Origin of the sequence: Collinsella sp. CLA-AA-H302, from assembly GCF_040093305.1 — a bacterium.
Lineage (GTDB): Bacteria > Actinomycetota > Coriobacteriia > Coriobacteriales > Coriobacteriaceae > Collinsella.
In genome coordinates this window covers 40,501-63,604 of record NZ_JBBNJW010000012.1, presented here as the reverse complement: position 1 = coordinate 63,604, position 23,104 = coordinate 40,501, and the positions used below count along the sequence as shown (strand labels likewise).

Genomic DNA, 23,104 nt, shown 5'->3' with positions numbered 1-23,104 from the left:
GACCTTAATGCTTGTCGTACGCTCTTTCCGGTCGCCTATTTATAGCTAAGGATTGTTGTCGCGAGCGTATTTAAGGCAATTAGTACAACTTGCACAACGCCTTTAATGGCGCTGTGCTGTATCGCTATTTGTTCTCATTCTTTTTATCGAAAGTTGTATGCAGCGACATTGCCTGACTGAAATTATCTTTTTCGCCGTGCAATAAAAGTGTTTAACGCAATCTGGTTCCCTTACATCTGACTGTATTTTCACTGCCAAAAACTTCCGACCGATGCCTAATCGAATACAAGCCGCCCGATCTGCAAAGGTTATCTTCTCTTCAACTCCGTTGTGCTCTGACTAATTTTCGCATCCGAAATAAAACCGAATCTTCGTTCAGATTTAATTGTAGCGATCGATTATTCCTAACAAAAAGTTTGCAACCAAGCCCTTTTCAATACCGTACCGTTCGCGAATTCGAGGCGGCAGAGCTCACCGCAAACACTTTAAGACCCAATTCAATAGCCATGCAACCGTTCATCGGATAGGGAAGGGACATAGCCGAACAGGGCTGTGAATCACCAAATCCGCCCGCCGATTGCACTCCTAAGGCACGCTCTGATTCATCATGCTGACCCCCTTTATAAACGTTATTTCCCACCTGTTGCTTTGTCGGACATTCATCAGGATCCCTATAGTCTGTCAGACATTACTGCCCCACAGTTGTGGCGTTGTCAGACATTGAACTGTCAACCAATACCGTTTTGTCAGACATTCACCTGCATCCCTATTTCTGATTATCCGGACCCACAGAAATAGATCACACGGCAAAAATCACCCCGAGCAGAGTCGAATCACCCCGCGGCGCGGCCGCCTGTCCTGCGGACAGGCGGCAGGTGCAAAACGGCCTTGTCAATTGTGAATGCCACTGCGGCAACACCCTGACCCACCAAAATACGTGCCCCAAACTACCCATAAGGCCATTTTGCACGCCAGCTGCGTTCAACGTCAGACATTAGAAATGTCAGACATTGAACCTGCGGCAAAGCCGCAGCTGGGGCCGCTAGCGGCCTGTAATCGCTCCGCTCCGCTCGCTCCCGCCAAGCGAAATGTCTGACAGGCTGTCAGACATTTAGATCCGCTTGACGGGCGGCCTGCTCGCGAAGCTCACCATCGGCCGTATGTAAGGAGATACGAAATGTCAGACATTTCGCCAGATGAAAATGAGCCCCGGATCGCCACACCCAGTTTGTCAGACATTAGCCCCAGCGTATCTCAAATGTCCGACATTTTGCAGTCCCAAACGCCGACTCCCATGTCGCCCCAGGCGCAGCCCGACCAGTCGCGCGAAACGCCGCCAGCCAGCCTGTCAGACATTTTGCCTCTCCCAAATGCCTCCCAGCCCGCCACCCGCCGCATCACCGTCCGCCTGCCGACCGCAGACCTGACCGCCCTCGACGCCCGAGCTGACGCCCTCAACGCTAGCCGAAGTGACTATCTACGCACCCTCATCGCCCTCCCGGTGACTCTCAGCCTGACATCCATCCGCCGCGCCACGCCGGGCACCGAATCGCTCACCCGCCCCCGCGGCCGAGATCTCGCCCTCACGCAGTCCGACGGCCAAACGAATAGTTTGGCCGTCCAGGCGATTACCGACAGCATGCTCGAATCCATCTCCAGCGAGGTCCGCGCTATTGGAGTCAATTACAACCAAGCGGTAAGAGCCTTGAACCGCATCATCAAGAAGTACGGCAATCATCGCGCCCTCTCGCAAGATGAGCGCACGGAAATCGTTGGGCTCTACGAACGCCTCTCCAAACAGAACAAGGCAATCTACGACCGCCTCAAGGCTCTCGCAGCCGATGTCGAATCACTGTCCGCCAAGCCGTCCGTCAACCTGACTGCCGTCGGTCTCGCCCAATCTGAGGCCCCTATCAATAAATTCGAACCCGAGCATCGCCGCCGTGTCCGTGGTAAAAAGCATGGCACATCGCGTCCTGACCAAAGTGAGGAAGAAGGCAACGCATGACCTACATGAAAATCCTCTCTGGACATAGTTCTGCCAGATGGATCCGCTACTACTTATTCAAGAACGACCGCGCCTTGGACAAGGATTTCCTCAACCTGACCGACCGTGACTGGAAGGGGAGGGACTGGGCAAAGGTCATGGACAGGACCCGAGAGATTTTCGGCAACGACGTTCCCGTCAAAAAGGACACCAAGGTCCGCACCTACGAGCACTTCATCATCTCATTGGACGAAAAGGATGACGGCGTTGAGCTCGATGACTTCCGCGACTTCGTTAACGAATGGGCATCCAAGTGGTTTGACTCGCGCGGTCCGGAAGGTCAGGGAATCGGCCGCTTCGAGGTGGCGATTGCCTATCACGATGACAATAAAGCTCGCGGGGTCCAGGGCAAGCAGGGAATCCTGCATGCCCATCTCGTCATCAACAACACCGAGCTCGAGACGAAACGACGCATCTCTGGTCTGCGCACCACCAAGGTCGTCCAGGCAATGCGAGCCGACTTGCAAACCATGTCGCTCGAACGAGGCTGGCATGCGTTTGCAACAGACGGTAAGTCCTACACTCAGGCCGAGATGGACGCAAAGGGCTTAAAGGTCTCTCGCGGAAAGAGGCTCGATCGCGCCATGGCGGCCCTCGACAACGTTCTCGCCAACGAGGCGAAGGGCGCACAAATCGAGGACTTCGGCGAGGCGATGCAAGACCAGCTGGATGAACGCCGTCCGATAGACAAGCTGATTCCCGAGACATTCGCGGTCGGCGCTGCTCCCAGCCCGCAGCCGAAGGTCGGCGAGGTCGACCCGACCGCTTCCGACAAAGCCTCCGGCTTTTCGTACACGACAATGAGAACCGAAGACGGTCGAGTGATGCGCCTCGTCGTCCCTCACGGATTCGGCGACTCCGAAACCATGGCGGAGCGGCAGATTGAGAATCGAGTAGGCTGGTCTTGGAAGGATGACATCCGTGACCGCGTGGATATCGCGATGCGTATCTCCAGGGGTCCTGTCGATTTCGCATCGAAGTTGGCGGAACTCGGAATCACAGTCAATTACAACAGGAACGGCGATGTCGTCTACCACCATCCGAGTGACCCGGTATCTAGAAAAGTCAAGGGCGCGACACTCGGTAAGCGATATGCCGCAACATCCATTGAACAGGCGATGGCCGAGAAATACGCCAGCCGACGTCAAAGGGCTCAGGGGCTCGTTGGACGCGAGCGCTGGATGAACGAAGACGAGCGGTCCGCTGCCCTTGCCATCGCCAAGGCAGCCGTGCCGTGTACGCGCGAAGGCGCGGAGCTTATGGGTCGCTTGAAATCAACCATTGAGCAAAATGATTCCGCTCCGCGCAATCAAGCGCAACTCAGACCCAATGTCGAGCATCCGTCTTCTTTGGCTAGCTCGCTAGGCATCGAGTATCCCAAGACATCTACAGCAGGCGACGGTCGCCGCAAGAGGATGACCGAAGAGGAAATCCTCAATGCTATGGCGGACATTCGCGATGAGAAGGGCTATGGCGGTCTTGCAGCAAACAACCCGACGGGAACTTCCTCTAATTCCGGTAGTTCTCAGTATCAGGAGGATGCAGCCGAAATCCAGAAATCAAAACATCACTAAGGAGTGCACGTGATCATTGCCATCGAATATAAGAACGGTCGCATTAAGGAGTTCGATACGAGCGCCTTCACCACCACCAATGCGATGAGTGCGGGCGACAGAACCGCCCGAAACGTCATGACCGAACTCGACTTGCGTCTCGACCTCGTGGACAAGGTCGGTTTGAGGTTGGACTTCTATTGGTACGATGCAACGCCCCAGGGCGATCGTATCGAGATTCCCGGCCTCACGGATTCGATGGGAAACCCCGTCTGCCTGACGTCCGCATCGAGGCGCCTGGGTACCTCCGTGCTTCTCTGCTCGCAGGGAGGCATCAAACAGATTTCCCGTATCATCGTGCAGCGTGCGAACGGAACGGTAGATGCCCTTTGGCGACAGGGCTCGGGTGACTGGCTTATCAACGGGGCGAAGTTCGAGGCCCAACGCGTACTCTCCTATACGGATACCAAATTCTCTTCAATGAACTCCCAAGCGGTGTTCGTATTCAAGTATATGAAGAAGGCCCATCCAGAGATGACCGAACAGGAGATTTGCAATCTCATCGGATATCCCCTTGAGGCCTACAAGGAGATTCAGCTTGACGAGGCCAAGAATGCTGAAGACGCGGTGGATGCGGACCTCATCGAATCGGATGACGGGGGAGACGCAGATTATTCCGCCGACTCGTCCCTCGGAAAGCATTTCGCCATGGAAGACGATGATGGCACCTTCGATGATGGTGAGAACTCTATATTCGACGACTGACATTTGCCACAGCGGCCTCATTCATGATATTTTGAGCGTACTGGCGTAGCCCCAAGCGCCATGAAACAGGAGAGACGAATATACCCCCCGACCGCGCGAAGCGCGGCCAGCTATTCCTAACATGATTATGTATGACTGACTCGGTATGACTCGGCTCGTCTCTCCGCTCGTCCTGACAGGAGATGACAGGTTTTGCAGAAGTGCAAAGAGACACGAATGCAAGAGGTTGCCGGAATCGGATCGAAGTGGTTCCGATGAAGTCGGCGGTCAAGGTGAGCGAGGCCATAGCCAGACTTCGCAAGCATGGCAACACGGCAGAGCTCGAGGAGGCAATCGACGATTTCCTCGCAGCCTATGGAGAGCTTCGCAGCCAGTTCTATTACGAGGATCAGGAGGCGCAAGCGAATGCCAAGGCTGCCTCGACGCTTCTCGAGGCCATCGATCGCGGCCTGATCGAGCTGCCCCAGACCGATGACGGCATCGTCATCATCCCCGACATGAAGCTACGCCTGCCCGATGGCGCGAAGCTGTACGTCAACTCAATCGAAATCGAATCCACTGCGACCGGTCATGCCCCGATCATTCACTTCGAGGATGGATCCTCCATCCGCTGTCGCCGCGGCTCGGGCGTCCAGATTGTCCGAATGCCCCTGGAGGAGGAGCAGAATGACAACTGAAAGTGAAGCCCCGCTCGCTTGGCCATTCCGCATACCCGTTCTGCGCGTATTCCTGCTGCAGTTCGTGCAAACCAGGAAGCGTGACCGACTGCTGCTAATCCTGCTCGCCTGCATCATGTCCACTGCAGGCTTTCTCATGCAGGGAAACGGATCGTATGACTCCGATGGTTGGTTCCTGCTCGCCTCGGGAAGGGAAATCGTCGAGCATGGTATCCCGTACGCGAACCCGTGGTCCTTTTCGTCCTACAGGCCGATTGTCGTCCAGCAGTGGTTGCACGATGTCCTACTCTACGGTTCGTATACCCTAGCGGGATACGCCGGCACGATACTCTATCAGGCTATTCTGGCGGTACTCGTCGCCCTCTCAATCGCCTTTGCAATTCGAGGATTCGACGATAAACGCTTCGCTATGCCCCGCCTGCTGTTCTGCATCGGTCTAGCCCTTTTCGGGGCGGGGATCTACATCTCAGTCCGTCCTACGGCATGGTCGATGGCATGCATGTGCCTGACCGTTGGCGTCTGCACACGCTGGCGGCGAACTGGCGATTGGCGCTACCTTATCGCCCTGCCCGCAATCACGGTGCTGCACGTCAACATGCAGTCTGCCATGTGGCTCCTCGATGTCTTCCTCGCCGGCTGCTTCCTGCTGCCTGACGATCTCTCCGAATTCAAAACCGCCACCCCCGAGGAGATGCTCAGTGATATCTTCCCCCTCAGCATTGCCTTGATTGCGATGCTTGTCGCATCCTTTGTGAATCCCTACGGCGCCGATGGCGCCCGCTACGTGATAACCTCGATGGGGGCGGCATCGTACGGCAACGTGATATCTGAGATGAAGCCCGCCTTCGAAGCGACAAAGGGCTTCTGCATCGTCTTTTTCGCGGTCGGTTTCATTCCCGTGGCGACGGCAGCTGCCATCGGGCGCAGACGAATCGGTCTCCCCCTGCTCGTAATCGTCCTCGCCACCTTCATTGCGACGATGCTCCATTGGCGAAACGTCTGGACTTTTTCGATCGCATGCGCCCTCGCCTTTGCGAGCATGCTTCCAAAAACGGAGGACCCGTCACCCTTGAAATCGCCGGAGACGACGAAATCCATCGCCCTGATAGCCCTCCTTGCTGTAATCGGACCGCTAGCGGCGAACTGTTATGTCTATGCTACGAACGGTGGGCATTCCTGCTGGGTGTCCTCCGAGTGCTCTGCGGATTCCCTGGTAAAGGAGATTGACGAAGGTGGCTTCTACGACCCCGTCGTATACGCAGAGGATCCAGTCATCTACAGCTACTTGGAATGGAAGGGGATAAAAGTCCCCTTCGACCTACGTCCCGAACTCTGGGATGAGAAAGGTGTCATGGGAGTCACTTCCCCCTACCGCGACTACGTGGACGGCATGCAATCAAAAAAGGCAAAGCTGTCCTACCTCACCTCCAGCCACTTCGACTACTACATCGTCTCGAAGGATTCGGTGCACTGGTATAAGGAGAACCTAAATCTGAAGGTCGTCGGTGCCACGGATACGCTCGTTCTGCTTGAGAACGCGGGGTAGGGAAGTGAAGTTCGAGGTCCGGAGATTCTCGGAGGGAGAAGGTTTTCCGCGAGGGCTCCCGATCTTTTTCAGAAGGCACTTTAAGGCGATTCTGGTCGCATACGCGAAGCTCTTCCTCGGTATTGCTGCCATCGCATCTGCAAAAGTGTGAGCGGTCGCGAACGTTCCCGTTATCGATTTCGGCTGATATTCGACCGTAAATCCTGACCTTGATATAGCCTCCCGCCGATGTGAGAGTCTATACTATTGTTAATGTATCAGCAGGCGTACCCCAGGCGCCTCGAAAGACAGGAAGTGAATATGGCGGCATTTGAAGACCCGCGCGAGCTCGGCTTCGACACAGAGCTCGTGAAGACAGCCCTGATGACGCGCGAGCAGTTCAGCTCCAAGCCCCGAAAATTGGTTCTCGGTATCGACATGGGAATCGCCGGCATCGGAATCTGCCTCATGGACGGGCTGAACCAAGAGATCGTCCTCATGGCGACCCATCTGTTCGATTGCCCGTGGAATCCGAAAAACAAGACGAGCCTTGCGTCGGCAAGACGCCAGGCGAGGTCGCAGCGCCGCAATATCGCCCGCCGCGCGGCAAGGAAGAAGCACATCCGTAAGATTCTGATGGCTCACGGCGTCATTCCCGAGGGCGCGTCTTCAGAATGGTTCTCCGTACGCAAGGGCGACCAAGACAACATCAAGCTGCGCGTGAAGGGCTTGAGAGAGATTCTCAGTGACCGCGAGCTCGCCCGCGTTCTCTATGGGTTTGCCTCCCGCCGCGGCTATATCGACCACGGCAAGGCCGACAACGATAAGGATGCTGGCAAGGTCAAGAAGGCCTTGAAGGCGAACGCAGAGATTATGGAGGCCAACGGCTACGAGACGTTCGCCCAATACCTCATAACGCAGCCGAAAATCCGCAACCGTCAAGATGACTACATCCATTGCGTGGATAGCGATATGGTGGTGAACGAGGTCCACTCGATTTTCCGCCATCAGCGGGAACTTGGAAACGGACTTGCCACCGAATCCCTTGAAGGGGAGTATCTCGCCGCACTGCGCTGGCTTACGGATACGACCAAACGCGACCGGATCATCTACTCCAAGGTTGGTTACTGCACCTATCTCGGCGAGCCCGTCAAACGCGCCCCTAAATCATCTATCTCCTCCGAGATGGTCCGTGCCTACCAGACGCTCGCGAACGTCAAGATTGAGCACATCGGCGGCACCGCTACGCAGATTTCGCCTACGGTGCGCAACCAGATTGTTCACGACCTGTTCAAGGTCTCAAAGAATCCGAAGCCGCTGAAGTGGTCCCAGCTGCGCAAGATGCTCGACCTCGCCGACACCGCCACGTTCGCCGGCATCCGCCAATCAGACGAGAAGAAAGACATCTGCGTGAAGGTTCCCGCATGGAACGTACTCTGCTCGACGCTCCATGACCTAAATCCGGCCCTGCTCAACCGCCTGCGCGATGATACCGATCTCGCCGATGCGGTATGCGCCGCCGCTACGTTCGCATCCTCATCGGAGGCCTTCGCCACGCGAATTGCCGAACTCACCGACGGACTCTCGAAAGAGGACGTGGATGCGCTCCTCGAGCTGCCCTATGGCTCGAGGCTCTTTACAGGATACGGCTCGACGAGCCTAAAGGCGCTCCAGATGCTCCGCAATGCGTTCGAGGACACGAACATCAATCGTCTGTATGATGCCGAGGTCGCAACGGGGCTATACGATGCGCGGAAAGCCCTCGCGGCCAAGCGCAACGTACCCGATGACGGTCTGCTGAAACCCTATTCCAGCTATTCCCCGATCTGTACCAACCCGGTTGTCCTGCGCTCCTGCGCCCAGCTCCGCAGGATTATTAACTCGATTATCAGGCACTATGGCCTACCCGACACGATTCGCCTGGAGGTTGCTAAAGAGCTGAAGCGCACAAAACACGAAAAGAAGCTCGTTGATGACGGCAACAAGTACAACAAGAAGGAAAAGGAGAAGGCCGTAGAAGATATCGTTGAATATCTCGGTCTTTCCGATACCGATCAGGTGAAGGGCCGTGACATCGATAAGGTCCGATTGTACAACGAGCAGGGCGGCAAGGATCCCTACACGGGTCAGGGCATTGATTTCGGTCGCATGCTGACGGAAAAGGGTTATGTCGAGATCGACCACGTCCTTCCGTTTTCCCGTTCCTGCGACAACTCGAAGACCAACAAGGTTCTCGTCCTGACGAAATCGAATCGCGACAAGTCGAACCGGACGCCCTACGAGTGGATGACCTCGGGCGAGCCAACCGCGCCGAACTGGGATGAATTCTGCATCCGCATGGATGCCTGGGCAAGCGGTAAGGAGCCGAAGCACTACTATTCCTCGAAACTCGCAAAGCTGAAGGAAGATAACTTCACGAATAACATCGACTCCTTCATCAGCCGAAACCTGAACGACACCCGCTACATGTCCAAGGATGTCGCGAAATGGCTTGCCGACTGCCTCCCGTTTCCCGAGGGCGGACGTAAACACGTCTTCTGCGTCTCCGGTGCGGCGACGGCTCTCATGCGCGGAATCTGGCGCATCGGTATTCTCGACGATGACGGCAAGAAGAACCGAGAGGACGACCGCCGCTATGCCGTCGATGCCGCGGTAATCGCCGCCTGCACGCCCTCGATTGTCAAGGCCATTGCCCTCATCAGTGAGGAACACGCCTCGAACCGAGATGCCGACCGCCTGCTGGATGGCTCGCTGCCATATCCCGAGTACAGAGATCAGGTCAAGGCATGGATTCCCTGCATCGTACCGACCTATTCGCCGACCCGCACCGCGACGGGGGCGCTTTTCAAAGACAATACCTTCTCCTACAAGGGTATTGATGGAAAAGGCAAGGACCTCATCAAGAAGAAAAAGGGCGCATTGGGTCCCTGTACAACCGCATGGAAGGACGGCAAGGGCACCGCTAGGGCTTATGACGAACAGTACGGTCTACTTGCCGTATATGATGAATCTGCCGCGCGTTGGCTTTTTGATCCCCTCTATTACATCGACGTGCGGAAGCGGAAGACCGAAGAACCGTTCATTCGAAAGTTCTCCAAGGATCTTTCAATCGACTACTGGGAGAAGATTCCGCTGACCGGAAACGAGCCGAGCCTATTGTTGAAGCGCGGCGTTGTGCTGATTCAAAACGGTATTGTTGGGCGTTATTACGGTTATGACATAGCGCACAATAACGTAAAGCTGTCGGCCTCTGGGAAAGTTTCCTTCCAGAAAACCGGCCCGCTCGCAGCCGAGAAGTTTCCAACGCCAACGAAGTGGACTGACGAATTGAGGGTCATGCAGGAGGACTGCTTGGGTCTCTGCTGGCTTGAGTTCCTCACCGAACGGGCTAATCGCTGTCAGTAGATAGCAGGAACTATGTGAAAAGGGGAGGGCGCAACGCCTTCCCCTTTTCGTGTTAAAAACTCAGGAAGAGCTGTGTTCCCGGTGTCTCATTTCCTCCAGAGTCCGAGGTTCCAGTGTTGACGAGAATTTCCCTGTCGACGTATTGCTTCTCGGTGAACTGCATCGCCACGACATGTCCTGCCGGCGGGAGGTTTTTTCTCAGCTGTTCCGTATGGGCTTCCGCAGAAGCCCTGCTGAGGAGGTTACGGGAGTAGACGCTGTTCTGCTCCCTGATATAGCCGTCATCTTCTAGGAACCGCCTGAACTTGGTATAGGCATCCTTGTTTGATTTGGTCTTCGTGGGAAGATCGAACATCACCAAGAGTCTCATGATTCTCATAGCCTTCCTCTCGTTCTCAGGCTGTCCGGTGTTGCCATTTCCAAACCAATAAGCGTGGGCAGCAAGAGCTGATCGGAATCCTTGAGTTCGATTGCCCTTCGCAGGGATTCGCAATAGACATCGATAGCAGTCTGGACGGGCATTTTCTTGTCGTCCAACAGAACGAGAACCGAGGTGGCCTTCGTCAGTGTATCCTTGTTCAACCTCGATAGCGGTGCCAAGAGGTTCTCTTTGACCACCATGAGGTCTACAACGGCCCGAAATGGCTCGATGAGGTCATCGACCAGGTTGAATGCATTCTCGGCGCTATGGTGATGGATGCCGCGCGATACGAGCCATCCATGCGAGACGGCGCATTGTGCGATGCCTGTCCTGAGGATTGCATACCCGAAATTCAACGGCGCGGTCATAGGACCTGTCCATCGCGACCCGTAGGGGAGCAATTTGGAGAAGTATTCGCCGGCTGCCGCACCTTCCCGATGCGTCTTGTCATTGCTCTGGACATCCCTGGCATAGCTGAGTATTTTCTCGACGTCGCATGGCTTGCCGCCGGAAAGCTCCAAGGCACGCGCTTGATTCTCAATTTTTCTGCGGACGATTTTCGCCCAGAGTTGGTTTCTAAGCGGTTTCGAGATGGCCAACTGATGCTCCACGATTTCCGCATGTCTTGAATGTGCGCCTATCGGGAGCGCCAAGCCGTTAGGCATATGGTTGGAGCCGCAGAAAAGAACGCCAATCCCCGCATCATTGACTTGCCCCATAAGCGATGCCGTGATCGAGACTTGGGGATTGTCGATTATGATGACCCAGATATCGGATAGGGGTATTTTGTCGAGGACTTTATCCTCGTGGCGATCCTTGATGACAAGACAATTGTCCTGAGCGCAGAGGTACTTAGGTGTGCCGATTGTGACCGTCAATAACATAGGTAGCTCCGTTTCCCGGTATCTGGTGAGATATGGACGGGGTCTTTACGTATGTAGACAACTAATCGATAATGTTATTGCCAAAGCGGCAGGATTTATTCACCGATACACCACATTTGATCGGGCAGTTTTTTAAAACCGAGGAAAGGAGGACAAGGGGAAATGGCGATTTTCATCCAAAAAAACGATAATTCGAAGCTGTATTCCGCCGATATTTCCCTGAAAAACGGCCTTCTTGAAAGGCATTTGTGGTTGCCAAATACCGTTTTACAGAATTTGAAAATGAAAAAGCCCCTGCTAAAGGGGCTTTTTCGGCAGAGGGATTCTAGCATCTCAATGAATGGCACTCTGCTAGGGCGATCTAAGCCGACTCGTTCACCGGCTGCGGATTCTAGCATCTCAATGAATGGCACTCTGCTAGGGCGCACTGGCCAAGCTGCTGCACGGCCTGGTGATTCTAGCATCTCAATGAATGGCACTCTGCTAGGGCCTTGCGACAGCATGGAACGGCGGCGAGCTTATTCTAGCATCTCAATGAATGGCACTCTGCTAGGGCTATCGTAGCCGTTGAACGCAGCTTCGGAGGATTCTAGCATCTCAATGAATGGCACTCTGCTAGGGCTAGCGTTTGCGAGTGTGACCCGCAAGGCTGATTCTAGCATCTCAATGAATGGCACTCTGCTAGGGCAATTATGATAAGCAGACCACCGGGCTTCAGATTCTAGCATCTCAATGAATGGCACTCTGCTAGGGCTACTGCCGCTACTGGACCGTGTCCCCGGACATTCTAGCATCTCAATGAATGGCACTCTGCTAGGGCGTCTATTTTGATGCAAAGACTAAAGTCCATATTCTAGCATCTCAATGAATGGCACTCTGCTAGGGCAAACACTGCAATCTCCTTCCTAGCGAACTCATTCTAGCATCTCAATGAATGGCACTCTGCTAGGGCCAATTGGAGTGTCTTCAAGGCCGAAAAAAGATTCTAGCATCTCAATGAATGGCACTCTGCTAGGGCAAGGGCGAGGACGTTATCGGTCCGCCCAAGATTCTAGCATCTCAATGAATGGCACTCTGCTAGGGCTAAGAATCGTACAGGGAATTTTTATTGGTCATTCTAGCATCTCAATGAATGGCACTCTGCTAGGGCTGTGATCACGGGCGGGCGCGCCGTCCTTCAATTCTAGCATCTCAATGAATGGCACTCTGCTAGGGCAAGCTCCGCATGCGCCTTCATAAGATCCGGATTCTAGCATCTCAATGAATGGCACTCTGCTAGGGCTCAACGTGCGAATGAATGAGGCGCAGCGTAATTCTAGCATCTCAATGAATGGCACTCTGCTAGGGCGTCCATATTACATGCACCGCGCGGACATTTATTCTAGCATCTCAATGAATGGCACTCTGCTAGGGCACCGTGCGAAATAGTATAATGGCATTAGGTATTCTAGCATCTCAATGAATGGCACTCTGCTAGGGCAGGCTTCGGGCCGGAAGGCGAATGGCATAGATTCTAGCATCTCAATGAATGGCACTCTGCTAGAGCAGAAGTAGTGGGCGTAGACCGTGGGGTCCTATTCTAGCATCTCAATGAACCCCAAACACCTAGCGAAGCAAACGGGGAGCCCCAAAGAGCTCCCCGCCGCATCACGTTTAGGCAGAAACATATCGCACGGCAAAACCCTACCCACGCTCCTGCTCTCCGACAATGTCCTCGCAACTTCCGCTGTCGAACTCCATCTCAACGCTTTTCGCATCGCAGATCTCATCGAGCGACTCACCGGCCTCCTGCGATTCTGCATCTCCGACCGGCCAGCCATTGACCTCGCAGATTGCAGGCACGATGTCCTGCAAATGACCTTGCTTCTCTGCAAGTGCAACGATCACGCCATCGAGCACTTCATTTTTGTTGAACCCGTTATCGCCGTAGAGCCTGTTCAGCTCATCGTCCCCGAGTTTTTCAATCTCCCTGACGAAATCCTTATCGACGAGCTTGACGACATGGTCATCCATCTCCCCGACGTACCCTACGGATTCGCTTGCGACCATTTCTCTGTCCTTGATCGAAAGCTCAATGGTATCTCCATCCATCTTGTTATAGAGAGCCTCGATTAAATTGCCCACGTTGTCGATAGACTTCGAGAACGAGTCAGGACGGTAACCGTTGAGAACGCAATATCCGTCATCGTCCTTGATGAACGCAATGGATCTGTGCACGTCAATGCCGGATAGGTTCGCCACCTCATCGCCAAGCCAGTTCTCTACACCCATATCGGCCTGCTCGGCCAAATCGTCCTCGAACTGCTCATCGATGATGGCCCCGATGTTCTCCTCATTGGCGAAGTCGTGATACGCTTGGACAAAATTGATAGTTTCCTTGTGGTCGTCCATAGCCTTGGCGATGGCATCATCGATAGCCGCATCCTTGACGGCATCCACGAGCCCCGACGGAACCCAGAGACCGTTTGGCTCACACAGACCCAACGCAGCTTGGACTTCATAAATCCAGTCTTCCTTGATGCATTCCTCTTGGTCATCATGCGCTGAAGAATCGTTATTCCAGATGATGTACTTGTCTTTTCCCATGGTGCCTCCAATTGCCGTTTTGCCTGTCTTTCAGTTTGTCGGGCAGACGGCCAACAAAGGGACCATGGGACAGATATAGAAGCGGCTGGGCATGTTGACCACTCGATGGCAAAACGCTTGACATTCTGCTGGAATATAGACTAGAAGACAGACTAGTAGTTTGCAGGCCGATGCCTAGGCAGGTGTAGCTCAGCCGCGGTATTGGGTCGTTCCGCTCCCTAGGTAATTCATGATTTTTCGATAATCTGTCCAAAGAAAAGGGGACCGACGCATCAGCCCCCTTCAGGTGTCGCCCGAAGGCTTCCACCGCAATTGATTTTATTCTAGGCTCGTCATGAATCGTGTCAATACCCGAGAGCAGGGGAGGGACATCCGTCCCTCCCCGCGTAAACCGAATGAGAGTCGATTTAAGCCGGCGTTCCTGTATCTGCTTCCACAGACTCGACCGGCAATTAAATTGCCCCTCATTCACGGCTAAGGCAAGCCAAACGCAGCTTTAGAACGCGCTTCTCTTATCCTTACTTGCGATGGATGGGGTGCAACGGAGGGCGCGTCTCGGTTTTCCCATCCTTATGCCGCTGCAATCAGAAGCGAAGTCTTATAGGCCGGCGGCGGAGAGTTCTTCACAACCGACCGTGACCAATTTTGTCCCGTCAAAACAAAAGTGCTTGGGGGCAACTCCCAGGCATTTATAAAAGCCGAAAGCGGCGTCCTCCATACTCTCGATACAACATACGGAAACGCCGCTTTCATTAGGCATCTTACCTCAATAATTCCAACCTCGCTAACCAAGTTAACAAGTGCATATTGCCGCGGCGGCAACGATATAGAAGTACGGCAGGCGCTCTGAGAGCCGCCGTATGGCCCCATTTCTCCTCAACCCGATTACCTGTGCCACGAACCTCAAACCGTTCGTGCGGTTGCTAAAAGAAAGGCCCGCGCGAAGTTGCGCGGGTCTTGCACCAGACAAGCTAGAAGACAGGCTAGAAGCACCAGGCGGGGCAGACGCAAGGCGTGGCTTTCGCATGAGTGGAGTTTTCCGCAGCGCCACCCATTACATAGAGAAAGTTGGCAGAGTCGTACGGACTCGCCGAACGCTCCCAACTTCCGTCGTTCCTCAGATAGGCCTTACCAACTTCGCTCTTGAAGACCTCGTACTGGGCACCCTCGGAGGAAGTCCAAGGGAAGCTGGATGCCCAGTAGGAAGTGGGGACGATCTCGGAGTAGCTGAGCAGGAACATCTTGTCAGTGGTTGCAGTGACGGAGGCGTTCTTGTTCGCGCTGCCGCCTCCGACGTTGTTCGTGAGCTTCCTGACCGATTTCACCTTGGACTGGAAATCGGACGGCATCAGGGTCCAAATCTCACCGGAGTTCATCTTCTGGCGAAGTTCCGACTTCTCCCAGCCGCCATAGCTGGTTTCTGAGCCGTTCATGCGGGACCTGATGTCCCTCGAGGTTGTGAGGAACGTCAGGCCCGCCTTGCCCGAACCGTCGGCCAAGTCGTCGTGGTTGATGCCGATGATGCGGTACTCGAGCGTCTGTCCGTCCGTCAGCTTCATCGAGAACTTCGTCCCCGCATCCATGGCGGCCTTCGCCTTGGCGTACGCCGGCGACGCCTCGCCCTTCGCGGCGATGTCCTCGGCCACGGCCTTCTGCTCACCGAGCGTCCAGTCCTTCGCGTCCTTGGCAATGGCCGCCTGGACGGTCGCAGAACCGGTGCCTGTGGAACCGCCGCCAGCAGCACCGCCCTCCGTGCCTCCATTAGTCCCGCTATTAAGCGTGTTGCCGACCAGGTTGAACTGGTTGCGGATGGCACCGGCCACGCCGGGTCCCGCGAACACGATAACCAGGCCGATGACGGCGATGATCAGGACGTACTCGATGATGGATTGGCCTCGGAGGCGAATCGTTTTAGGAGCGACCCCCCCCCCGAGGCGAAAATGCCGCTGCATGCATATGCGGCTCCCTTCGCTCAGGGCTTGTAGATACATCGCCGAGCGTAGGGCTATTTCATAATTAAGCTCCAGTGTTGCCGCTGCGGCAACGAAGCGCGTAGGGAAGGGTGGCAAACGCTCTGAAAGCCGTCATGAAGACCGTTTGGTACACCGCTCGAGTTCCTATCGAGCCAAACGCTTCTCGTCACCAGAAAACCGAATCAACGCTTCAGAAAAGCAGGGTCCAGCTATAAGCCGAACTCCGCCCAAGAGAAGCCTTTAGAGTCGGGACAGATGATGCGTGCGGATAATCACTCGACCTCCACCGCCATGCGCACGACCTCTTCCATCGGGCAACGGTTGCCGCCAGCCCCATCCAAAGCCTTGCCATAGGTCTCGGAATCAGCCATATCTTCCGCTCTCTCGAGCACGGCTCTTTTAACGAACTCGGAAAAGGACATGCCCGCGGCAACCGCATGACCCTGAATCAAATCCCTTTCGTCCTCGTCGACCCTGACCGCAATCTCGCACATCTCCATCATCATCGGGGTTAGCACATTATTCGCTCGCGGTAACACCCCGGCTTCAACAAACTCACGGGTGCGGAAAAGGGTGCCAAGAAGGACGATTTAACGCCACATACGTTTGCACTTCGATTAGTCATGGGACAAAGCTCAAATTACTCCTACAACCGCCAACAGAAAAGCCCGAACATTACCGTGCGGGCTTTCAGAAAAACCTAGAAACAGAAGGCCGGGCAGACGATGAAAGTCTTGGAGCCATTTTCACGGTAGTTATAAAACATAATATCTCCGAGTCCAGGAATACCCATGAACACATCTCGAGATTCGCCGCACGAGCGACCCCAGCGTACTGATGACCATAGGCTCTCTTCAAGCCGAAAGAGCTTACTGGTGCCATGAGGAAACACTTTACCCTGGAATGCTTCATATTGGCTTCCCTCCTTGGGTAGCCAAGATAACATACTGTAATCTGGATCCATTGCGAAGCCATACGGAATATAGTTGACGGTTTCGGAGTAGCTGAGCAGGAACAGCCTGTCCGATGTCGCGGTGACAGCGGCGTTCTTGTTCTCATCGCCGCCACCGACGTTGTTCGTGAGCTTCTTGACGGACTTGACCTTGGACTGGAAATCGGACGGCATGAGGTTCCAGATCTCGCCGGAGTTCATCTTCGCGCGGAGCTCGGAGGCCTCCCAGCCGCCGCCGTTATAGCCTTGAATCGAGGCGGACGATTCAGCGATTAGCCTTGCGAGTTTCGGCTTTGGCCTATTTGGCAACACGGGCTTTTCGGTAGGCGGCTCGGGCTCCGGTTCAGGAGCCCCCCAATCAGGGGGATTCATGCGACCCTCGATACCCATGGAGGTGGTGAGGAACGTCAACCCGGCCTTGCCGGTGCCGTCCGCGAGGTCGTCGTGGTTGATGCCGATGATCTTGTACTCGAACGTCTGACCGTTCGTCAACTTGATAGACCACGTGATGCCGTCATCCATGGCCGCCTTGGCTTTGGAGAAGGCGACCGAGGCGGTACCCCTCTTTGCAATGTCTTCGGCTGCCTTCTGCTGGTCGTCGAGCGTCCAGTCCTTTGCGTCCTTTTCAGTTACGGATTTCATGCTCTCGAGATACTTTATCTGCTCTTGGTCGGGGGCATTGCCACCAGAACCGCCTGAAGCTCCGTTGCCCTCTCCGCCGCCGGTCGACCCATTGTTCACCGTGTTGTCGACCAGGTTGAACTGGTTTCGGATGGCTCCGGCCACACCGGGGCCGGCGAACACGATCACCAATCCGATTATCGCGATGATCAGGACGTACTCGATGATAGATTGGCCTCGAAGGCGGGTCGTCTTAGGAGCGACCCCCCCCGTGGCGAAAATGCCGCTGCATGCATATGCGGCTCCCTTCGCTCAGGGTTAGTAAATACGGCGTAATCGTAGGGGCGGCGCGGGTCTTTGTGGGGGTCTTGCCGCTGTGGCAAACTCCACCTACAGCATCCAGTCGAACCCGTTCTTGCCAAGCGTCTGGCGCATGTTCCCGATCTGCATTTCGGCATGGACGCCGTCCTCATCGATGACGGTGTCCATGCCGCCGAAGCCGGGGATGACCGTCTTGGTCTTTCCCGTGGTGATGTCGATTCTCTGGTTGCCGAATTGCCGTTCGAGGTGCATCCTGCCATCCGAACCGAGAACGTTTTGAAACATAGCCGATACTCCTATTCTCCTATTCGAGATATTTATTACCCTTGCCGCAATTGCAGTCCTCGCAGAGCGTCTGAAGGTTGTCCATGGTGGACTTGCCGCCGCGCGAGACGGGGACGATATGGTCAACGTGCAGCTTGACCCCGTCGGCGCTGCCGCGCCCGCACCTGACGCACTTGAACCCATCGCGGCGCAGGACGTCATATCGCATGGCTCGGGTCACCTTCGCATGCTCGGCATCGTTCGCCATTCGGCGGTCTTGGTATTCCTGCCGCCGCTTCTCCCGCTTTTTCTCACGCTCACGCTCGCGCTTGGCCTTCTTATGCTCGCGCCAAAGCATATCGAACACGGTCTCTATGACAAATAGGACGATGGCGAGTTTGAAGAACGGCATCATGGCATCGATTACTTGATCCATGTCTATCCTTTCAGTATGTTGGGGCTCTGCCATGCCCAACATATCGACCCCTCGAGGCCTACTACGATGTCTTGCCGCTGCGGCAACGACATAGGAGTGCGGCAGGCACTCTGAGAGGCGCAGTACGACCTCTTTTTTCCTCGAACCGACTACATGTGCCACGACCATCAAATCGTTCGTGTGGTTGCGTAGGTCTGCGGAGAAGGCTAGAAGCACCAAGCGGGGCAGACGCAATACAAGCTCGTCGCGTCGTTGCTGTCCACCGGCTCGCCGTAGGTGCAGACATGGAGGAAGTACGAAGAGCTGCTCGGATTCACCGAGCGCTCCCACCAACCGACGCCAATGGCAATGGCAGAGTTGCCCCCGAAGTTATCCGTCACCTTGCCCTGAAACGCCTCGTACTGGGTCCCTTCGGAGGAGGTCCAATGGGATTCGCTCGCCCAATAGGAAGTGGGGACGATCTCGGCGTAGCTGAGCAGGAACAGCTTGTCGGCGGTCGCGGTGACAGCGGCATTCTTGTTCTCATTGCCGCCGCCAACGTTATTCGTGAGCTTCTTTACGGCCTTAACCTTGAACTGTAACTCAGCCGGCATGAGGTTCCAGATCTCGCCGGAGTTCATCTTCTGGCGGAGCTCCGACTGCTCCCAACCGCCGGCGTTGGCGTTGGTGGCATTCATACGGGATGAAATGCCCGCTGAGGTGGTGAGGATCGTCAGGCCGGCCTTGCCGGAACCATCGGCCAAGTCGTCATGGTTGATACCGATGATGCGGTAGGTCAGCGTCTGACCGTTCGTCAGTTTGGTGGAAAACTTCGTTCCCGCGCCCATCGCGGCCTTGGCCTTGGCATAGACGACCGAGGACGTGCCGTTCTTGGCGATATCGGTCGCGGCCGCTTTCTGCTCATCGAGCGTCCAGTCCTTCGCGTCCTTGTTCGCGACGGTCTTCATCGCCTCTTGGTAGGCCTTCTCCTCCGCGCTCATGAAATTGCCGCCGTCGGTACCGGAGTCGACCGCGTTGGTGACCTGGTTGAATTGGTTGCGGATGGCGCCTGCGACGGCGGGGCCTGCGAACACGATCACGAGACCGATGACCGCGATGATCAGGACGTACTCGATGATAGATTGCCCTCGGAGGCGGGTACTCCTAGGAGATACCCCCCCCCGAAGGTTAATTGCCGCTGCATGCATATGCGACACTCCCTTCGCTCAGGGTTTGCAGATACATTGCCGAGCGTAGGGCTATTCCAAGTATCCGCACCGGTCTTGCCGCTGTGGCATCCAGGAACGCGCCGTCAATACGCCCCGAACAGCAGACGGGATGTCTTCCTTGACATCCCGTAGTGCAGCTAGTCGTTATTATCTTCATTCTTTTGGGGCTTACTACAGCCCAGCTTATACATAACAGTCTTCTTATAATTCTTATTGTTCTTTTCCAGAAAAAAGCCGTGCCGAGTGAGACTCACCCGGCACGGCGCCCCAAAAAGGATGGAGGGCGAGACAGGAAAGCTGTAAGGCATGACCCTCCATCTGCCCAAGTATCCTAAACGGCAAGGCCGCGCAAGACCTCATGCCGCATCGGCAGCAGTCAACGCTCTAGAGCGACTTCCACTTCATCGGCTTCCATCTGAACGTCCCCGTATGCCTCGGCCAACTCATCGAGCGAGATGGAAGGTGCGTCCTGCTCGCGAACCGTGAGCCCTCGGCGCTCGTCCATATCCTGGTCGGCATTGAGCCTGATCCGTCTGGAGATTTCGTCATCGGTCACGCGTTCTGGCAGCTGGTCGATGGAGATGGCGAGGGCGATAAGATAGTTCGTATCGTGCTCGTCTACGACCTCCTCGAAGACATTGTAGGGGATCATGGCGGCGGCACCATATTCGCCAGCAAGCGACTCGGCAAACGTTGCGGCATCATAGGCGTCACCGAGTACGCCTCGCTCTTGAATCGCCTCGCCGGAAGTCCAGGCATCCAGCTCGTCACGGCTCCAGACCGTTACCCGAAGATTCCAGCCCCGGTCGAGGGAGAGGTCCTCGATGGCATGGCAGTCCACGAAGATGGGGGAGCGCTCCGGCTTCTTCACGACCCATGCGGCGCTATGGTGCACCAAGTCCTCTTTTGCCCTCTCGAGGAAATACGGCTGGTGATGGGTTCCCATGCTTTCTCCTAGCGTTCGCAAATCGATATTTCAAGGTCCGCAGACCGTGTATCTGACTGGGTGGAATCGCGGGAGTCGGCCCTTTCGTCAATATGCTCGGACTGCTCAAATGCATCGCACGTGATATAGATGCCGAAGCGCTCGGCAAGCTCATTCTCGATACCGAGGTCCGCATGCCCGATACCCACTGCACATACGCCATCAGGCAGACATAGTTCCCCTGCGTGCTTGATATCGATATCGCCGATTGCACGCCCTTGGTAAAAATCGGTGAGCTGGAGCGTATATCCCGGATGGGAGGTACGGGAGAGCATGTGGGACACGCGATCGCCACTCGACCAACAATATGCATCCATGGTGCCGTTGACGAGCTTCGACAACATACTTGTCTCCTTGACTGCGTTGCGGGCGATTGCCGCATCCGCCAAACTGAAATCATCGGAGATGTACGCTGCATCGATAAGCTCCTCGATGCGCTCAAAGGTAATGGGGAGGATGTTGCACTCGGTATCCATGGGGCGCCTCCAAAAGTTTGTCTTGATGCCTGTGCGTAGTTCCTAACGCTCGCAGCTCGATATTTCGCGGTCCGCATCTCGCGCATCAGGTTGGACGGATTCGCCGTGATCGAGTGGGTCTCCGGCGTGGCCGAAGCGCTCATACGCATCTAGCGTGATGAAGATGCCGAAACGCTCGGCCAGCTCGCCCTCGATGCCCAAGTCCGCATGCTCCACGCCTACCGCACATGCTCCGTCCGGCAGGTGCAGCTCGCCGGCATGTTTGATATTTGTATCACCGGTCGCATGGCCTCGGACGAAACTGGTGAGCTGGAGCATGTATCCCGGATGGGAGGTACGGGAGAGCATATACGCAACGGCCCGCCCGCTCGACCAGCAATACGCATCCATGGACCCGTTCATGAGTTTCCAGACCATGGCCGCCTGCTTGACCGTGTTGCGGGCGATGGCGGCATCCGCCGAACTGAAGTCACCGGAGCGGTAGGCAGCGAGGAGGAGTTTCCTGACGGGCTCGAAGGTGATGGGGAAGGTGTTGCGGTCGATATCCATGAGGCGGCTCCGAGAATCTATCTAGATGCCTATGCGCAGAAGTTCCATGGCATGGTCGCGATCGAAGGAGGCGGTGAGCTTGCCGAAACGCTCGATATAGCCGATATGCTCGAGGCGCTTCACCAGGCGGCGGAACGGCTCGTATTGCACGCCCGCCTGGTTGGAAAGCTCTCGAATCGTTATGCGCTGGCCGACGCTCTTCTCGAGGGCATCGAGCGCCGCCATGTAGAATTCCCGCTCCGATGGGGTCAACTTGAAGTGGCTCGGGTCGCAGCGGTTCGAGATTTCATCGGCGGCAGCATCGGCGCGGCGATAGGATTCCGTGGGAATATGCCTACCCGAGGCCTTTTCGAGCAAGCAGAAGAGCCTTAGCGACTGCCGTGCCGTGAGCGAGAGGGTGAAATCGCCCGCAGGGGCGCCGAGGGAGCACTTTTTGACCACCAGCTTGGCGATTTCACTGGACGGAATCGGGTCGAGAGACGAGTACCCGCCATCGAGCAGATACAGCTTTGCAAGCATCTCGACGAGTTCTGCGCGGGTAAGGGATATATTGCAGGAGCCTTTGACGATCATCATGGCCTCCTAGGCGATTGCTACGTTACCGTACGTATCGAACTCGATGAGCTTCTTGACCTTGAGTGAGAAGAGAATTGATTCGAGCGTGGATTCCGCAGGCGCGGTATCGATATTCTTCTGAAGTTCAGTTTTGCTCACGGCATGGTCCCTGTTGTCGTATAGGTAGAAGAGGATCTGCTGCTCGGTCTTCTCGAAAAAACTGTCCTGTTCATTCATATGTGTCTCTTTCAATAGACGACTATCTTTGCGGAACAGGATATGGGACAGATATGCGGGCGGTCAGTTCCTTGCCGCAGCGGCATGTCTGCCGATTCTGCCAGCTCTCCTAACGCGCTCTCGACTGAATCGCATAGTCGAGCCCATCGCCGACGCAGTACTCATCCAAACGGTCCGCGATATCGTCCAAACCTTCCTCCAGCCCTTCCTCGAGCCTGAATCCCTCGGGGACATCGAGCATGCCCGCGGAGCAGAGCTGAGTGATGGTCAAATCTATATAGTCTCTACCTCCGTCCTTCGACATCTCGCCCAGCAGGGAGGGGGAGTTCTCCAGATCGGGAGTCTGGACCACCGCGTCGATGTTCCAAGCGTTCGCCTCGATGCCCCTGCCCTCGAGCATGCCCGCCACATCGCTGCGCGTCCATTTGACGGTCGCATCCTCGATGATCTCTGGGTCGGCGATATCCCATGCGACCGACAGGTCGTCGACGCGCACGGAGTCTCCCGACCATTCGCCGGTCCTGCCGTCATACCCCTTCACGACCGCGAACGGCTCATCCCCGCCGCAAAACAATATCGCCGTCGAGCCGAACCTCACGAGTTCGACGTTGCCCTTCGGATCGGGTGCTATCCCGGTGTCCCGGATATCGGCATCCATTTCCGT

Annotated in this window: 21 protein-coding genes and 1 CRISPR repeat array; of the genes, 6 read left to right on the top strand and 15 right to left on the bottom strand. The window is 55.6% G+C overall.

Annotated elements, in window-relative coordinates; genetic code table 11:
• Nucleotides 1-1,177: 1,177 nt before the first annotated feature.
• The 6 genes from AAAV21_RS08860 to cas9 all read left to right on the top strand — a co-directional run bounded on the left by AAAV21_RS08860 (nt 1,178) and on the right by cas9 (nt 9,972).
• Nucleotides 1,178-2,008: a hypothetical protein gene (locus tag AAAV21_RS08860; protein ID WP_349109013.1), complete on the top strand. Its 831-nt coding sequence runs from the start codon at nt 1,178-1,180 to the stop codon at nt 2,006-2,008.
• The gene (locus AAAV21_RS08855; protein WP_349109010.1) at nt 2,005-3,621 is read left to right on the top strand and encodes a relaxase/mobilization nuclease domain-containing protein; all 1,617 of its coding nucleotides are present in this window, start codon (nt 2,005-2,007) and stop codon (nt 3,619-3,621) included. Before AAAV21_RS08860 ends, AAAV21_RS08855 begins: the two co-directional genes overlap by 4 nt.
• Nucleotides 3,622-3,630: 9 nt before the next feature.
• The gene (locus tag AAAV21_RS08850) at nt 3,631-4,365 is read left to right on the top strand and encodes a hypothetical protein (RefSeq protein WP_349109007.1); all 735 of its coding nucleotides are present in this window, start codon (nt 3,631-3,633) and stop codon (nt 4,363-4,365) included.
• Between the two features lie 254 nt (nt 4,366-4,619).
• The gene (locus tag AAAV21_RS08845) at nt 4,620-5,042 is read left to right on the top strand and encodes a hypothetical protein (RefSeq protein ID WP_349109004.1); all 423 of its coding nucleotides are present in this window, start codon (nt 4,620-4,622) and stop codon (nt 5,040-5,042) included.
• On the top strand, nt 5,032-6,588 hold the full coding sequence (locus tag AAAV21_RS08840; protein ID WP_349109001.1) for a hypothetical protein: 1,557 nt from the start codon (nt 5,032-5,034) through the stop codon (nt 6,586-6,588). The genes AAAV21_RS08845 and AAAV21_RS08840 overlap by 11 nt, the downstream gene beginning before the upstream one ends.
• A gap of 300 nt (nt 6,589-6,888) precedes the next feature.
• Nucleotides 6,889-9,972, top strand: a complete 3,084-nt coding sequence (cas9, locus tag AAAV21_RS08835) for a type II CRISPR RNA-guided endonuclease Cas9 (protein ID WP_349108998.1) — start codon at nt 6,889-6,891, stop codon at nt 9,970-9,972.
• A 52-nt stretch (nt 9,973-10,024) separates the two neighbouring features.
• Here cas9 and cas2 read toward each other — a convergent pair whose 3' ends face one another.
• The 15 genes from cas2 to AAAV21_RS08760 all read right to left on the bottom strand — a co-directional run bounded on the left by cas2 (nt 10,025) and on the right by AAAV21_RS08760 (nt 23,098).
• A complete protein-coding gene (gene cas2 / locus AAAV21_RS08830; protein WP_349108995.1) occupies nt 10,025-10,351 on the bottom strand; it encodes a CRISPR-associated endonuclease Cas2 in 327 nt (108 codons plus the stop codon).
• Nucleotides 10,348-11,277, bottom strand: a complete 930-nt coding sequence (cas1, locus tag AAAV21_RS08825) for a type II CRISPR-associated endonuclease Cas1 (RefSeq protein ID WP_349108992.1) — start codon at nt 11,275-11,277, stop codon at nt 10,348-10,350. Before cas1 ends, cas2 begins: the two co-directional genes overlap by 4 nt.
• 322 nt (nt 11,278-11,599) lie before the next feature.
• A CRISPR array of direct repeats spans nt 11,600-12,889; the repeat unit is 36 nt; unit sequence ATTCTAGCATCTCAATGAATGGCACTCTGCTAGGGC.
• Nucleotides 12,890-12,960: 71 nt separating this feature from the next.
• The gene (locus tag AAAV21_RS08820; protein ID WP_349108989.1) at nt 12,961-13,863 is read right to left on the bottom strand and encodes a hypothetical protein; all 903 of its coding nucleotides are present in this window, start codon (nt 13,861-13,863) and stop codon (nt 12,961-12,963) included.
• 983 nt (nt 13,864-14,846) lie between these two features.
• On the bottom strand, nt 14,847-15,815 hold the full coding sequence (locus tag AAAV21_RS08815; RefSeq protein WP_349108986.1) for a DUF6273 domain-containing protein: 969 nt from the start codon (nt 15,813-15,815) through the stop codon (nt 14,847-14,849).
• A gap of 293 nt (nt 15,816-16,108) precedes the next feature.
• Entirely contained in the window at nt 16,109-16,330 is a 222-nt protein-coding gene (locus tag AAAV21_RS08810; RefSeq protein WP_349109015.1) for a DUF6290 family protein, read from the bottom strand.
• A 206-nt stretch (nt 16,331-16,536) separates the two neighbouring features.
• On the bottom strand, nt 16,537-17,598 hold the full coding sequence (locus tag AAAV21_RS08805) for a DUF6273 domain-containing protein (protein WP_349108983.1): 1,062 nt from the start codon (nt 17,596-17,598) through the stop codon (nt 16,537-16,539).
• 201 nt (nt 17,599-17,799) lie between these two features.
• Nucleotides 17,800-18,015: a hypothetical protein gene (locus AAAV21_RS08800; RefSeq protein ID WP_349108980.1), complete on the bottom strand. Its 216-nt coding sequence runs from the start codon at nt 18,013-18,015 to the stop codon at nt 17,800-17,802.
• Nucleotides 18,016-18,034: 19 nt separating this feature from the next.
• Complete coding sequence (locus AAAV21_RS08795; RefSeq protein WP_349108977.1) at nt 18,035-18,430, bottom strand: HNH endonuclease; 396 nt, start codon at nt 18,428-18,430, stop codon at nt 18,035-18,037.
• Nucleotides 18,431-18,636: 206 nt separating this feature from the next.
• Nucleotides 18,637-19,509: a DUF6273 domain-containing protein gene (locus tag AAAV21_RS08790; protein WP_349108974.1), complete on the bottom strand. Its 873-nt coding sequence runs from the start codon at nt 19,507-19,509 to the stop codon at nt 18,637-18,639.
• 505 nt (nt 19,510-20,014) lie between these two features.
• Nucleotides 20,015-20,584, bottom strand: coding sequence for a hypothetical protein (locus tag AAAV21_RS08785; protein WP_349108971.1), 570 nt, complete (start codon nt 20,582-20,584; stop codon nt 20,015-20,017).
• An 8-nt stretch (nt 20,585-20,592) separates the two neighbouring features.
• Nucleotides 20,593-21,099: a hypothetical protein gene (locus tag AAAV21_RS08780; RefSeq protein ID WP_349108968.1), complete on the bottom strand. Its 507-nt coding sequence runs from the start codon at nt 21,097-21,099 to the stop codon at nt 20,593-20,595.
• A 42-nt stretch (nt 21,100-21,141) separates the two neighbouring features.
• Complete coding sequence (locus AAAV21_RS08775; protein WP_349108966.1) at nt 21,142-21,648, bottom strand: hypothetical protein; 507 nt, start codon at nt 21,646-21,648, stop codon at nt 21,142-21,144.
• A 21-nt stretch (nt 21,649-21,669) separates the two neighbouring features.
• A complete protein-coding gene (locus AAAV21_RS08770; protein ID WP_349108963.1) occupies nt 21,670-22,224 on the bottom strand; it encodes a hypothetical protein in 555 nt (184 codons plus the stop codon).
• Nucleotides 22,225-22,230: 6 nt separating this feature from the next.
• Nucleotides 22,231-22,440, bottom strand: a complete 210-nt coding sequence (locus AAAV21_RS08765) for a hypothetical protein (protein ID WP_349108961.1) — start codon at nt 22,438-22,440, stop codon at nt 22,231-22,233.
• A 109-nt stretch (nt 22,441-22,549) separates the two neighbouring features.
• The gene (locus AAAV21_RS08760; RefSeq protein ID WP_349108959.1) at nt 22,550-23,098 is read right to left on the bottom strand and encodes a hypothetical protein; all 549 of its coding nucleotides are present in this window, start codon (nt 23,096-23,098) and stop codon (nt 22,550-22,552) included.
• Between the last annotated feature and the right edge of the window lie 6 nt (nt 23,099-23,104).

Excerpts from the sequence above, each read along its gene's own strand:
- AAAV21_RS08860 (WP_349109013.1), top strand. The coding sequence starts at position 1,178 with ATGTCAGACATTTCGCCAGATGAAAATGAGCCCCGGATCGCCACACCC.
- AAAV21_RS08855 (WP_349109010.1), top strand. The coding sequence starts at position 2,005 with ATGACCTACATGAAAATCCTCTCTGGACATAGTTCTGCCAGATGGATC.
- AAAV21_RS08845 (WP_349109004.1), top strand. The coding sequence starts at position 4,620 with ATGAAGTCGGCGGTCAAGGTGAGCGAGGCCATAGCCAGACTTCGCAAG.
- AAAV21_RS08840 (WP_349109001.1), top strand. The coding sequence starts at position 5,032 with ATGACAACTGAAAGTGAAGCCCCGCTCGCTTGGCCATTCCGCATACCC.
- cas9 (WP_349108998.1), top strand. The coding sequence starts at position 6,889 with ATGGCGGCATTTGAAGACCCGCGCGAGCTCGGCTTCGACACAGAGCTC.
- cas2 (WP_349108995.1), bottom strand. The coding sequence starts at position 10,351 with ATGAGAATCATGAGACTCTTGGTGATGTTCGATCTTCCCACGAAGACC.
- cas1 (WP_349108992.1), bottom strand. The coding sequence starts at position 11,277 with ATGTTATTGACGGTCACAATCGGCACACCTAAGTACCTCTGCGCTCAG.
- AAAV21_RS08820 (WP_349108989.1), bottom strand. The coding sequence starts at position 13,863 with ATGGGAAAAGACAAGTACATCATCTGGAATAACGATTCTTCAGCGCAT.
- AAAV21_RS08815 (WP_349108986.1), bottom strand. The coding sequence starts at position 15,815 with ATGCAGCGGCATTTTCGCCTCGGGGGGGGGGTCGCTCCTAAAACGATT.
- AAAV21_RS08810 (WP_349109015.1), bottom strand. The coding sequence starts at position 16,330 with ATGTGCGAGATTGCGGTCAGGGTCGACGAGGACGAAAGGGATTTGATT.
- AAAV21_RS08800 (WP_349108980.1), bottom strand. The coding sequence starts at position 18,015 with ATGTTTCAAAACGTTCTCGGTTCGGATGGCAGGATGCACCTCGAACGG.
- AAAV21_RS08795 (WP_349108977.1), bottom strand. The coding sequence starts at position 18,430 with ATGGATCAAGTAATCGATGCCATGATGCCGTTCTTCAAACTCGCCATC.
- AAAV21_RS08785 (WP_349108971.1), bottom strand. The coding sequence starts at position 20,584 with ATGGGAACCCATCACCAGCCGTATTTCCTCGAGAGGGCAAAAGAGGAC.
- AAAV21_RS08780 (WP_349108968.1), bottom strand. The coding sequence starts at position 21,099 with ATGGATACCGAGTGCAACATCCTCCCCATTACCTTTGAGCGCATCGAG.
- AAAV21_RS08775 (WP_349108966.1), bottom strand. The coding sequence starts at position 21,648 with ATGGATATCGACCGCAACACCTTCCCCATCACCTTCGAGCCCGTCAGG.
- AAAV21_RS08770 (WP_349108963.1), bottom strand. The coding sequence starts at position 22,224 with ATGATGATCGTCAAAGGCTCCTGCAATATATCCCTTACCCGCGCAGAA.
- AAAV21_RS08765 (WP_349108961.1), bottom strand. The coding sequence starts at position 22,440 with ATGAATGAACAGGACAGTTTTTTCGAGAAGACCGAGCAGCAGATCCTC.
- AAAV21_RS08760 (WP_349108959.1), bottom strand. The coding sequence starts at position 23,098 with ATGGATGCCGATATCCGGGACACCGGGATAGCACCCGATCCGAAGGGC.